The 14045-nt window shown below is 62.4% G+C and carries 2 protein-coding genes; both read right to left on the bottom strand.

Annotation, left to right across the window (positions count from 1 at the left end; translation table 11 throughout):
• Positions 1 to 36 precede the first annotated feature (36 nt).
• Positions 37 to 849: an alpha/beta fold hydrolase gene (locus D882_RS0125025; RefSeq protein WP_027925772.1), complete on the bottom strand. Its 813-nt coding sequence runs from the start codon at positions 847 to 849 to the stop codon at positions 37 to 39.
• Between the two features lie 182 nt (positions 850 to 1031).
• A complete protein-coding gene (locus D882_RS0125020) occupies positions 1032 to 14015 on the bottom strand; it encodes a non-ribosomal peptide synthetase (RefSeq protein ID WP_027925771.1) in 12984 nt (4327 codons plus the stop codon).
• Between the last annotated feature and the right edge of the window lie 30 nt (positions 14016 to 14045).

Genomic DNA, 14045 nt, shown 5'->3' with positions numbered 1-14045 from the left:
GAGCGAGCTTGCTCGCGATGAGGCCGGCAAATTTAACTAATTCCTCTCAGCCAAAAACTTCAGCAGCGCCTCCGTGACAAATCCGGGATTCTCCAGACTGGAGATATGCCCCGCTTCCGGCACCAGCACAGACGGGCACCCGATCAGCTCAGCCATTTCCTTCGCTTCCGACGGCGGCCGCGGCTTGTCCTGATCGCCACACATCACGAGCGTGGTTTCAGGACTCAATGCCCTCAGACGCGGCAACAGATCATCCCGCGCAAACGTAATCCGCCCCATCGGCACGACGCTTTCACGCAGACGCTGCGGCGACAGCGCGGCCAGCTTCGCGCGAAATTCCTGATACAGCGCCGACTGCGGATCGATGCCTGGACGGAAGAAGATCGGCACCACGATGTCGAGCAGCGGCGCCGAGATCACGCCGGTGTCTTCGATCTGCTTGAACAACGAGAAATAGTACTGGCGAGTCGGTTCCGGCTCGACCCCGAGGTAGGTGTCCATCAGCACCAGACCGTTGATTCGCTGCGGTGCGGACAGCGCCAGCCGCGCGCCCCACATGCCTCCGACAGACAGCCCAACCAGCGTGACGCGATCAATATCCAGATGATCGAGCAGCGCCAAGGCCTGGCGCGCAATGTCGTCCAGCGATTGTGTGCCTGCGGGCAGCGGGCCGGATTCGCCGTGGCCCCACAGGTCCAGAGCGATGACCCGGTAGTGCGGTGACAGGGCAGCAATTTGCGGGGCCCACATGGCCTGGTCCCACAGGTAACTGCCGGCCAGCAGGACCGCCGGGCCGGTGCCTTGATCCAGGTAATGGAGGGGTTGACCATCAATCGTTGCGAAGGGCATTGACTGTTTCCTTGGTGAAAACTGGAGTGGGGAGACTGTGCTGCCGTGGGTCCATAGTCAACACTCTGAGTGTCTGTACCGGCCCCATCGCGAGCAAGCTCACTCCCACATTGGTTCTGCAAACACAGATCAGATGTGGGAGCTGGCTTGCCTGCGATGAGGCCTTACCAGCCCCTAAAGAATCAGAACCCTTCCAACTCCGCCATCAGGTCATTCAGCCGATCCACCTTCTCCTCGGTGATGTCATTCGCCGCCAATTCATCAATGTATTCGGCCAACTCCGCCACCGTGCTGCACTCGAACATCGCTCGCAACGGCACATCCCTTTGCAGCGCTTTCTGCACCCGCGAAGCAATCTGTGTCGCCAGCAACGAATGCCCACCCAACTCAAAGAAGTTGTCGCGCACACCGACCTTCTCGACTTTCAACACCTCAGCCCAAATGTCCGTCAGCGTCTGCTCCAGATCATTGCGTGGCGCCAGATAGTCCTGGCTCTGCAACTGGCCGATCTCCAGCGCTGGCAGCGCCTTGCGATCGAGTTTGCCGTTGGCATTAAGCGGCAGGCGATCCAGCCACAACCAGTGCAGCGGCACCATGTATTCCGGCAGTTCGGCGCGCAGTCGTTGCTTGATCCGCTCCAGTCGTTCGCTCGAACTCAAGGCTGAATCAGCCGCAACCAAATAGCCAACCAGATGTTTACCGTTCACCCCTTCCTGCACCCCCACCGCCGCTTCGCGGACCTCCGGCTGTTCGTGCAGGCGCGCTTCGATTTCCCCCAGTTCGATGCGGTATCCACGAATCTTCACTTGATGGTCGATACGCCCGACGTACTCCAGCACGCCGTCACTGCGACGACGGGCCAGGTCGCCAGTGCGATACAACCGATCCCCCGGCGCGCCGAACGGGTTCGGCACAAACACCTGCGCCGTGCGCAACGGATCACTCACGTAGCCACGACCGACACCGGTACCGGCCACGCACAACTCGCCTACCGCGCCCAACGGCACCAGTTCCAGCGCGCCATCGAGCAGGTATAAACGGTTGTTGTCGGTGGGTGTACCAATCGGCAAATAGCTGCCGCGTGTCGAGACCAGGTCGACACGGAAGAACGCCACGTCATCCGAGCATTCCGCCGGTCCATAGGCATTCACCAAGCCGATCTCCGGGTAACGCAACAGCCATTGGTGCGCCAGTTCCGGCGGCATCGCTTCACCGGTCGGCAGCATCCAGCGCAGGCCGTCGAGGCTCATGCGTTCCTGGGCGAGCATGCCCTGGATCAGCGACGGCACGCTTTCCAGCACGGTGATGCCTTGCGCCGAAACATGCGCCAACAGGCCCTGTGGATCATGAGCGATGGTGTTCGGCACGATGTCCACCCGGGCACCGAACAGCGGCGCGGCGAGGAACTGCCAGACCGAAATATCGAAGCTTTGCGAAGCGGTCTGGGCGATCACATCGGCATCGCTCAGGTTCAGGTAAGGCACCTTGCTCAACTGGTTATTGAGCATGCCGCGCTGCTCGACCATCACGCCTTTGGGCAAACCCGTGGAGCCCGAGGTGTAGATCACGTAGGCAAGGTTATCCGGCCCGCTGTAAACGCCCGGATTGGCCTCCGAAACAGTGCTCGCCTGCACCTCTTCCCAGACCAGCAATTTAGGCCGCTGGGAACAACCGAACTCGTCCAGCAACGCCAGCGCCTGTTCGCGGCAGGCCTGAGTGCACACCAGCAACGGCGTGCGACTCAGGTCGATGATCCGGCTCAGACGTTGACTCGGCAGGCCCGGATCCAACGGCAGATAACCAGCACCGGCCTTGAAGCTTCCAATGAACATGCCGAGCAAATCGAGGTCACGCTCGGCCAGCAACGCCACTGGTTGATCCAGCCCGACACCGGCAGCGATCAGGGCGTGACCGAGGCGGTTGCTGCGCTGGTTCAGTTCGGCGTAGCTGTGTTGCTGATCGAGGCAACTCGCAGCGATCCGCTGCGGATGCTGCGCGACTTGCGCTTCGAACAACGCGACATAGCTCTGCTCCAGCGAGTAGTCGTGTTCGCTCTGGTTGCAACCGTGGACGAGGAAGTCCCGCTCCTCGCCCCCCAGCAGCGGTAAGTCGGCCATGTCACCGTGGAACCCGTCGACCAGCGCCAGCAGCAAGCGCTTGAACTCACCGAGCATGCGCTCGATGGTCGATTCGTCGAAGTAACGCTGGTCGTAAGACAGGTGCAAGCCCAGGTCATCGCCCGGATAACACACCGCTGTCAGCGGGAAGTTAGTGTGGGTGCGGCCCGAATCCGAGGTCGCGTTAAAGCTTTGCGCACGGTCCAGCACCGACACTTCCACCGGGGCGTTCTCGAATACGAACAGGCTGTCGAACAGCGGCTGACCTTTGGGCAATTCACTGTGTTCCTGAATGCTCACCAACGGCAGGTATTCGTACTCGCGCAACTGCATGTTGCTGTCGAGCAAACCGCCGAGCCATTGGCGCACGCTGCAACGCTGATCGTCTTCGGGCATTTTCACCCGCAACGCAATGCTGTTGATGAACAGCCCCACAGTGCGTTGCATCTGCGGCATATCCACCGGGCGCCCGGCCACGGTGACGCCGAACAGCACGTCGCGATCACCGCTCAAGCGCCGCAACACCAGCGCCCACGCCGCTTGGGCGAAGGTGTTGATGGTCAGCTGATGCGCCTGCGCCAGTTCACGCAATTGCGCACCGTCACGGGCATCGAGCCGGGTGTAGCGGTCGCCGACGATCATGCCACCGCTGGCGCCGGCGTGTTCGCGCAGGAACGGTCGATCACTCGGGATCGGCGTCGTGCGTTCGAAGCCTTGCAGGTTGTTTTTCCACCACTGCCGCGCTTCCGCCAGGCTCTGGCGTTGCAGCCAGCCGATGTAGTCGCGGTAACGCGGCGGTACGGCCAATTGCGCTTCGCGTCCTTCGCCGAGAGCGGTGTAGATATCGAAGAAATCGTTCATCAATAGCGAGCGGCACCAGGCATCGATCAGGAGGTGGTGGTTGCTCATCATGAACCAGTAACGCGCCACGCCGACCTTGATCAAGCGCAAATGGAACGGGGCCTGATTGAGTAGATCGAACCCGGCCTCACGCTCGCTTTTCAGCAGTGCCTGCAACGTCGGCTCTTGCGCGGTTTCAGCCATCGCGGTCCAGTCGAGGTATTCGATCGGCGTGCTGCCCGGCTTGTGGATAACCTGCAGCATGTCTTCGCCGACGTTCCAGCAGAAGGACGCACGCAGGGCTTCGTGACGGGCGATCACCGCTTGCCAGGCCTGGGCGAAACGCTGAGGGTCGAGCTCGCTGTTGATGCGGTAGCGGTCCTGCATGTAGTAGAGCCCGGTACCTGGCTCCAGCAAGGTGTGCAACAACATGCCTTCCTGCATCGGGGTCAGCGGGTAGACGTCTTCGATCACGGCGGCCGGAACCGGCAGTGCATCGAGTTGCGCCTGGGTCAGTTTCGCCAGCGGAAAATCCGACGGTGTCAGGCCACCCGCCTCGTCCTGCAGACAATGTTCGATCAGGCTGTGCAATTCATTTACGTAAGCGTCTGCCAGGTCGGAGATAGTTTGCGGATCATGGCGTTCTGCACTGAAGGTCCAGCGCAGCACCAGTTCACCGCCGTAGACCTGACTGTCGACGCTCAGCTCATTGGGCAGCGGCGCGTGCGGATCGTGGGCCGCGCCGACCGCTTCATCCAGCGGGCGGAACAAGGCATCCGCGCCAAAGCTCTGGTCGAACTGACCGAGGTAGTTGAAGGTGATCGGCGCTGCCGGCAGCTCAGCCATCGCCTGTCGGCAGAGGTCGTCGGCCAGATAACGCAACACGCCATACCCCAAACCTTTGTGCGGCACGGCGCGCAGTTGTTCCTTGATCGCCTTGAGCGAGTCGCCCTGCCCGCCCATCGGCGTCAGTCGCAGCGGATAGGCACTGGTGAACCAGCCCACGGTGCGGGTCAGGTCGATCTCGTCGAACAGGGTTTCGCGGCCGTGGCCTTCCAGTTGAATCAGCGTCGATTCGTCGCCGCTCCGACGGCACATCACACGTGCCAGTGCCGTCAGCAGCAAGTCGTTGACTTGCGTGCGGTAAGCGCTCGGCGCCTGTTGCAGCAATTGGCGGGTGCGCTCGCTATCAAGGCGCACACTGACGGTATGCGCATGACGATTCTGCTGACCGCCTTGAGGACGTTCGCAGGGCAACTTAACGCTTGGGCCGGCCAGTTGCGACTGCCACCACCTCAGTTCTTCGCGCAGGGATTCGCTGCCGGCGTACGCCTGCAAGCGCGCCGCCCAGTCCTTGAAGGCACTGGTTTTCGCCGGCAGGTTGACCGACTGCTGTGCGTCCAGTTGCCGGTAAACCGTTTGCAGATCATCCAGCAGCACGCGCCACGAAACGCCGTCGACCACCAGGTGGTGAATGGCGATGAACAGCCGTTGTTGTCCCTCAGGCCCATCGACCAGCAGCGCACGCAACAGCGGCCCCGCTTCGAGATCAAGGCTGCGCTGGGCATCGGTGAACAGCGCGGTGCATGGGTCCATCGACGAAACATGGACTTGCCACAGCACTGGCGCATCGGACACTGGCTGATGTTCGGCATGCCATTGCCCGGCGTTCTCGATGAAGCGCAGGCGCAAGGCGTCATGCTGTTCGATCACCGCCAGCAGCGCTTGCTCAAGACGATGAGGCTCCAGCGTCACGGTCGGTTCCAGCAGTAACGCCTGGTTCCAGTGTTGGCGCTCGGGGATGTCGGTATCGAAGAACCAATGCTGAATCGGCGTCAGACGCGATTCACCGGAGAGCAAGCCTTGCTCGGCGGTGACCTGTTCGGTACGGGTCGCCACTGCGGCCAGAGTCTGCACAGTCTGGTGCTGGAACAGATCACGCGGACTGAAATGGATGCCCTGCTGCCGCGCCCGGCTGACCACCTGGATCGACAGAATTGAATCGCCGCCCAGTTCAAAGAAGTTGTCATTGAGACCGACTTGCGTGACGTTCAACACTTCGCACCAGATCGCGGCCAGGGTCAGTTCAAGTGCATTGCTCGGCGCCAGGTACTGCTGACGGTTCAGCTCCGGGTCCGGTGCCGGCAATGCACGGCGGTCCAGTTTGCCGTTGGCGGTAAGCGGCATGCTGGTGAGCAGAATCAGGTGCGTGGGCACCATGTAATCCGGCAATTGAGATTTGAGGTGCGACTTGAGGGATTCGCGCAGTGCGGCTTGTAGCGCTTCGTCCTGCTCGGCGACCTCGGTGACCAGATAACCCACCAGTTGCTTGCCGCTCGGTGCGTCGAGGGCCCGCACCACGGCTTCACGGATTGATTCATGTTCCAGCAGACGGGTTTCGATCTCGCCCAACTCGATGCGGAAACCGCGAATCTTCACTTGATGGTCGAGACGCCCGAGATACTCCACCAACCCATCGGCACGTTGACGCACCAGGTCGCCAGTGCGGTACAGGCGTCCGCCATTGTTGGCAAACGGATCGGCGACAAAGCGTTCGGCGGTCATGCCCGGACGCTGGTGATAACCCTGCGCCAGACCAGCACCGCCGACGTACAACTCGCCGGTCGCGCCTTGTGGCACCAACGCCTGATCCGCGTCGAGAATGTAAGCCACCCGCGCGCCAATCACGCTGCCAATCGGCACACTGCCCAGGCCTTCTTCCAACTGTTCGGGCGCGAGACTGGCCAGCGGCATGACCACGGTTTCGGTCGGGCCGTAAGCATTGAAAAACAGGCTCGGCTTGAAGGCCGCGCGAATCCGCGACAGGTGTTCGCCGGTCAGGGCCTCGCCGCCGGTGATGCACATGCGCACCGGCAGGGTTTCGCCCTGAGTCGCCAGCCATTGCGCCAACTGGCTGCCGTAGCTTGGGGTGAAGCCGAGAATGTTGATGCGATGTTGACGAATCAAGCCGCAGATTTCTTGCGCATCCCACTGCCCCTGCGCACGCAACACCACTTGCGCGCCGCACAGCAATGGCACCAGTAAACGCTCGGTCGCCGCGTCGAAGTTGATCGAATAGAAATGCAGCTCGCAATCGTCCGGGCGCATGCCGAAGCGTTCGATCACCGCCTGGCAGTGCATGGCGATCTCACCGTGAGACACCACCACGCCTTTCGGTTGGCCGGTGGAACCGGAGGTGTAAATCAGGTAGGCCTGATGTTGCGGCAGACTGATAAACGGCAGCTCGCTGGTCGGGTAATTGACCAGCCCGGCCGTGTCCTCTTCCAGGCACCAGCGCGCCACCGTTGCCGGCAACTCACCGAGGGCTTCGAACATTGCCGCATCGCTGAGCAACACTGCGATGCCGCTGTCCTCGATCATGTAACGCAAACGGTCGAGCGGATATTCCGGGTCCAGCGGCACATAGGCGCCACCGGCCTTGAGAATCGCCAGCAGGCCGATGACCATCTCCAGCGACCGTTCAAGCGCCAGGCCGACGCGCACCTGCGGACCAACACCACGCTCGCGAAGCATCCAGGCCAGTTGATTGGCGCGGCTGTCGAGTTCGGCATAGCTCAGGGTCTGCCCGGCAAAGGTCAGGGCTGGCGCCTCCTTGCGCGTCAGCGCCTGCTCGCGGAACAGTTGATGAATGCACTGGTCGAGGCGATGCTCGCCCGGTCCGACGCCAAGACTATCGAGCAATGCTTGTTGTTCGCGGGTGTCCAGCAACGGCAGTTCACTGAGACGCTGTTTCGGATCGGTCAACAACGCTTCCAGCAGATTGCGCCAATGCCCGGCCATGCGCGCGATGCGCGGTTCATCGAACAGATCAGTGCTGTAGGTCAGGCAGCAACCGAGGCGATGATCGAGGTCGGTGACTTCCAGGTTAAGGTCGAACTTGGTCGCCCGCGCATCGTTGGCCAGGTACTCGACGGTCATGCCGGCCAGGGTGCGGCTCTGCTGGAACTCCCAGCGCTGCACGTTACACATCACCTGGAACAGCGGGTTGTACGCGGCGCTGCGCGGTGGCTGCAACGCTTCTACCAAGTGGTCGAACGGCAGGTCCTGATGGGACTGGCCTTCGATCACGGTGTGGCGCACCTGCTCAAACAATTCACCAACGGACATCTGCCCGTCGAGTTGGCAACGCAGCACTTGGGTGTTGAGGAACGCACCGATCAGCCCTTCGCTTTCCGGGCGAATCCGGTTGGCCACCGGCGCACCGATGCGCAGATCAGTCTGGCCGCTGTAGCGGTAAAGCAGCACGGCCATCGCGGCGGTCATGGTCATGAACAGGGTCAGACCGTTTTGCGCATTGAAGGCCCGAATACGTGCCGCCAGATCATCGCTCAGGTCGAAACGGAACAGCTCACCCCGGTGGCTTTGCACCGGTGGGCGTGGACGGTCCGCCGGCAGTTCCAGGAGCGGATGTTCACGGCCCAGTTGCGCCATCCAGTAATCGAGTTGGCGCTGACGCTCGCCGGCCGCCAGCCACTGCCGTTGCCACACGCTGTAATCGAGGTATTGCACCGGCAGTGGCGCCAGTGGTGATTCGCGGTCATCGACGAAGGCTTCGTAGAGCGCGCTCAGTTCCCGGGCAAAGATGTCCATCGCCCAGCCTTCGGTAACGATGTGGTGCAGGGTCAGCACCAGGTAATGTTCGTGCTCGGCAGTCTTGACCAGGCAGGCACGCAGCAGCGGGCCGGTTTCCAGATTGAACGGCGTATGCGCCTCGTCGTCAGCCAGTTGCTGGACGCGTTGCTCGCGGATTTCACCCGCCAGTGCGGAAAAATCCTTCCAGTCCATGCGCATTCCGGTTTGCCCATGCACCTGTTGCCGGGCCACGCCGTCGACGCTCGGGAACATGGTGCGCAGGGTTTCGTGGCGCATGATCAACGCTTGCAGCGCCGCTTCGAAACGCCCGACATCGAGTACGCCACGCAGCCGCGCCATGCCACCGACGTTGTACGCCGGGCTGTCCGGTTCCATCTGCCAGAGGAACCACATGCGTTGCTGGGAATAGGACAGCGGCACCGGTTGGCTGCGGTCGACCTGCTCGATCGGCGGTTGCTCGTTGGTCTGGCCGCTGACCTGAATCAGCCGAACCTGCTCGGCGAATGCACCCAGTTCACGGTTCTCGAACAACGCACGCAGCGGCAATTCGACGTCGCAGGCCTGGCGCGTGCGGGAAATGATTTGTGTGGCCAGCAACGAGTGACCGCCGAGGGCGAAGAAATCGTCGCGAAGACCGATTTGCGTCTGGCCCAGCACTGTGCGCCAGATACCGGCGATCTGTTGCTCCAGCGCCGTGACCGGTTCGACGTGCTCGCGCACGTGCCATTGCGGCTCAGGCAAGGCGCGACGGTCGAGCTTGCCGCTCGGGCTCAAGGGCATTTGCGCCAGACGCATCAGCTGCGCCGGGACCATGTATTCCGGCAGCTCGGCCGCCAGCGCGGTGATCAGGCGTGTTGTCTGGGCGTCTTCGGTTTCGCTGGCTTCTGTGACGGTGTAGTAGCCGATCAACTGCCCGCCGACTGCCGTCTCGCGCACCAGCACCACGGCTTGTGCAACGCCCTCCTGCGCCAGCAACCGCGCTTCAATCTCTTGCGGTTCGACACGGAAGCCGCGCAATTTGACCTGCTGATCGAGACGGCCGAGGTATTCGATCACGCCGTCAGCAGTCCAGCGCGCACGGTCGCCGGTGCGATACAGACGTGCGCCCGGCTCGCCCAGCGGATCAACGACAAAGCGTTCGGCAGTCAGGCCCGGACGCCCCAGATAACCACGCGCCAGCCCGATGCCGCTGATGCACAATTCGCCGGGGACGCCGGCCGGTACGGGGTTGAGGTCGCTGTCGAGCACGCGACAGATGACGTTGCCCACCGGACGGCCAACCGGCGAACACTCGCCATCGGCCGTGGTGCACTGCCAGTGGGTGACGTTGATCGCGGTCTCGGTCGGGCCATAACGATTGTGCAGTTGCACGGCGGGCAATTGTTCCAGCACACGGTTGCGCAGTTCGGCCGGCAAGGCTTCGCCGCCGGAGAAGATGCGGCGAAGGCTGGTGCACTCAGCGGTGAGCGGTTCATTGATGAACAACGAAAGTAACGGCGGTACGAAGTGCAGCGTGGTCACGCCGAATTGCTGAACCAACTGCGCAATGCGATGCGGGTCGCGGTGTTCACCGGGGCCGGCCATCAGCAAACGGGCGCCGGTGATCAGCGGCCAGAAGCACTCCCATACCGACACATCGAAACTGATCGGTGCCTTCTGCATCAGCACGTCGGTGTCATTCAGGCGATAGGTGTCTTGCATCCATTGCAGTCGCTCGGCCAGCGCCGCGTGAGTGTTGCCGACGCCCTTCGGCTGACCGGTGGAGCCCGAGGTGTAGATCACGTAGGCGAGGTTGTCACCGTGCAAATGCAGCCCCGGCGCATGGCTCGGCCAACCGTCGAGGTTGAGCGCGTCCATGGCAATCACGCTGACACCCTCGGTGGCCGGCAGACGTTCAAGCAACCCGGTCTGGGTCAGCAGCAACTCGACGCCGCTGTCGCCGAGCATGTAGGCCAGGCGTTCGGCCGGATAGTCCGGGTCCAGCGGCACATACGCGCCACCAGCCTTGATGATCGCCAGCAGGCCGATCAGCAATTGCGGCGAACGCTGCGCAGCAATGGCCACGCACACGTCCGGGCCGACACCTTTGTCGCGCAGGTAATGCGCGAGGCGGTTGGCGCGGCTGTGCAGGTCGGCGAAGTCCATGGCGCCACCGTCCCACAGCAGGGCGGTGCGTTCCGGTGTCAGTTTCGCCTGTTCGTTGAGCCGTTGCGGCAGCCATTGGCTGGCCGGCGTGCAAGGCGCCGCGCTCCAGGCCGTTTGCTGATCGTGCTCACTTGAGGTCAGCAACGGCAGGTCGCCGATGGCGGTGTCGGGCTGTTCGCAAATGGCGTGCAACAGGTTGCTGAAGTGTTCGGCAAGACGGGTGATGGTCGCCGCATCAAACAGTTCGCTGGCGTAGTCGAAGGACAGGCTGAGGCGACCCTTTTGATCTTCCTCGCTGTGCAGTTGCAGGTCGAACTTGGCTTCGCGGCTGTGCCACGGCAACTCTTCGACGAGCAATCCCGGCAGCCGGCGCAGTGTGCTCAAGTCCCGTTGCTGGTGGTTGAACATGACCTGGAACAGGCCTTGTTCGCGGGCTTGCGGGAACGCTTCGAGCAGTTGCTCGAACGGCAGGTCCTGATGCGCTTGGGCGTCCAATGCGTGCTGACGGGTTTGCGCCAGCAGCTCAACAAAAGGCTGTCGCGAATCCACTTCGGCACGCAGCACCTGGGTGTTGATGAAGAAGCCGATCAGCCCCTGGGTTTCAAGGCGTGGACGGTTGGCATTCGGCACGCCGATGCGGATGTCGCGCTGGCCGCTGTAGCGGTGCAACAGGCTCTGGAACCCGGCGAGCAATAGCATGAACGGGGTTGATTCATGCGCCTGTGCGGTCCGGCGAATGGCATCGCTCAAGGTCGCGTCCAGTTTGACGGAATGACGCGCCGCACTGTGAGTGTGCTGTGCCGAACGCGGGTGGTCGGTGGCCAGATTGAGCGTCGGGTGCTCATCGCCCAACCGCGCTTTCCAATAAGCCAATTGGCGTTCACCCTCCCCTTGCGCCAGCCATTGACGCTGCCAGCTGCCGTAGTCGGCGTACTGCGTCGGCAAGGCCGGAAGTGTTGCTTGTTGTCCCTGGGAAGCTGCGGCGTACAGGCGCGAGAACTCGTCGATCAGCACGTTCAGCGACCAACCGTCGGCGATGATGTGGTGCATCGTCACCAGCAACTGGTGATCTTCATCATCGAGGCGTACCAGCGTCACCCACAACAGCGGACCTTTCTCCAGATCAAATGGGGTGCGCGCCTCGTCCTCACGGATTTGCTCGGCGCGGGCTTCACGCTCGGTGGCTGGCAGGCCGCTGATGTCGATCAATCGCAGGTTCAACCCGGCGGCGGCATCCACCTGTTGCAGCGCCACGCCGTCACGCTCGAAGAACCGCGTGCGCAAGGATTCGTGGCGCTCGATCAGTTGCTGGAAACTGCCGCGCAATGCGTCTTGATCCAGCTCGCCACGCAAACGCAACGCACCGGGAATGGTGTAGGCGCTGCTGTGCGGGTCGAGTTGCCAGGTAATCCACAGGCGGTTTTGCGCCAGGGATTGCGGCAGGGCTTCGGTGCGCGACAGCGGGGTGATCGCGCCTTGGACCAGGCCACCATCCTGTTGTTGCCGAGCCACAGCGCTGGCGAATGCACCGAGGGACGGCGCTTCGAGCAACAGGCGCAGGTTCAGCTCCAGGCCGAGTGCTTCACGCAGGCGCGCAACCACTTGGGTGGCGGCGATGGAATTACCACCGAGCAGGAAGAAGTGGTCGTCGGCATGGATCTGTTTGACCTGCAATTGTTCGCACCAGATCTGGCCGATCAGGGATTGCAGCTCAGAACCGGATTCGGTGTTTGCTTCACGCTCCGTGGCCGCTGACGGAAACAGCGCATAGCTGTCGAGACTGCCCTCCGCCAGACGATGGCGGCACGCCGAGCGCTGCAACTTGCCGCTCGACGTCTTGGGCAGCGCCCCCGGATTGAGCAGCACCACCACGCTCGGCGCTTCTTGATACGCTTCGGCCACGGCTTGGCGGATGGCTTTGATCAGCGCTTCGGGTGGCAGGATTTTCTGCACGCTGCGGCTGATTTCGGCGGCGACACCAATGCCTTCCTGACCGTCGATATTGACCGCGAATGCCGCGACGCGACCTTTGCGCACCACCTCCACTTCACGCTCGATGGTCTGCTCGATGTCCTGTGGATAGAGGTTGTGCCCGCGAACGATCAGCAGGTCCTTCAGGCGCCCGGTGATGAACAGTTCGCCGTCGCGCATAAACCCCAGGTCGCCGGTGCGCAACCAGGTCTGGCCGTTGTGCTGGACGAAGGTCTTGGCGCTGGCCTCGGGGTTGCGCCAATAGCCGAGGGCGATGCTCGGCCCGGTGGCCCAGACTTCACCGACAGCATTCTCGGCCAGTTCAGTGAGCGCAACCGGATCGACAATCAGCACCGCGTGATCCGGCTGGCTGAAGCCGCAACTCATGATCGCGCAGCCCTCGCCCGATTCCGCGCGATGTTGCGCCAGAGCTTGATCGTCTACGCGCAGGTTGCCAATGCCCTGAGCACGAGGGCTGCCAGCCACAAACAGCGTCGCTTCGGCCAAGCCGTAGGACGCCATGAAACTGTCCGGGGTAAATCCGCATGGGGCGAATTTCTCGGCGAAGCGCTCCAGGGTGTCGAGACGAATCGGTTCGGAACCGGAGTACGCCACACGCCAGCCGCTCAAATCGAGCCGTTCCAACGCCGATTCGCTGACCCGCTCGCTGCACAGCCGGTAGGCAAAATCCGGTCCGCCGCTGATGGTGCCGCCGTACTCGCTGATCGCTTCCAGCCAGCGCAGCGGCCGGCCGAGGAAGTACGCCGGCGACATCAACACGCACGGCACGCCGCTGAAAATCGGCTGCAACAGACCGCCGATCAAGCCCATGTCGTGGTACAGCGGCAGCCAGCTGACGATCACGTCATCAGGGTTCAGATCAATGCCAAAGCCGTGGCGAATCAGCACTTCGTTGGCCACCAGATTAGCGTGGCTGACTTGCACGCCTTTGGGCACCGCGGTGGAACCGGAGGTGTATTGCAGGAAGGCGATGTGGTTGCCTTCGAGGTTTGGTTCGACCCAACGATCCGCCAGTTCAACATTGAGAGTGTCGACGCAGAGCAGCGGCGGCGCGCCTTCGATCTGCTGCAACGCGTCGCGCAGATCGGCGCTGGTCAGCAGCAAGCGCGGTTGGGCATCGTCGATGATCGACAGCAGGCGTTCCTGATGATGACGTTTGGCCGACTCCGGCGGATAGGCCGGCACCGCGATCACGCCTGCATACAGGCAGCCGAAAAACGCGGCAACGTAATCCGGACCACTGGGAAACAACAGGACCGCGCGATCGCCAAACTCCGCCTCGGCTTGCAACGCACCGGCAATGGTTCGCGCGCGCTGATCCAGTTCGCGATAACTGAGGACTACCGCCTGATCCGGCGTGTCGGCAAGAAAACGCAAGGCCACCCGATCCGGCGTCAGGGCCGCACGGCGCTGTAGGGCTTGGACCAGTGTGCTTGGGAGTTCGAACGCGTCGGTCATGAGGTTTCCTGCCTGATATCGGCTTGCAAG

Source organism: Pseudomonas sp. URMO17WK12:I12 (genome assembly GCF_000514395.1).
Classification (GTDB): domain Bacteria; phylum Pseudomonadota; class Gammaproteobacteria; order Pseudomonadales; family Pseudomonadaceae; genus Aquipseudomonas; species Aquipseudomonas mucoides.
Note: the sequence above shows the minus strand (reverse complement) of the source record. Positions and strands in the feature narration are given on the sequence as shown.

What these genes read in the sequence shown, in the direction of transcription:
- D882_RS0125025 (WP_027925772.1), bottom strand. Translation starts at nt 849, where the DNA reads ATGCCCTTCGCAACGATTGATGGTCAACCCCTCCATTACCTGGATCAA.
- D882_RS0125020 (WP_027925771.1), bottom strand. Translation starts at nt 14,015, where the DNA reads ATGACCGACGCGTTCGAACTCCCAAGCACACTGGTCCAAGCCCTACAG.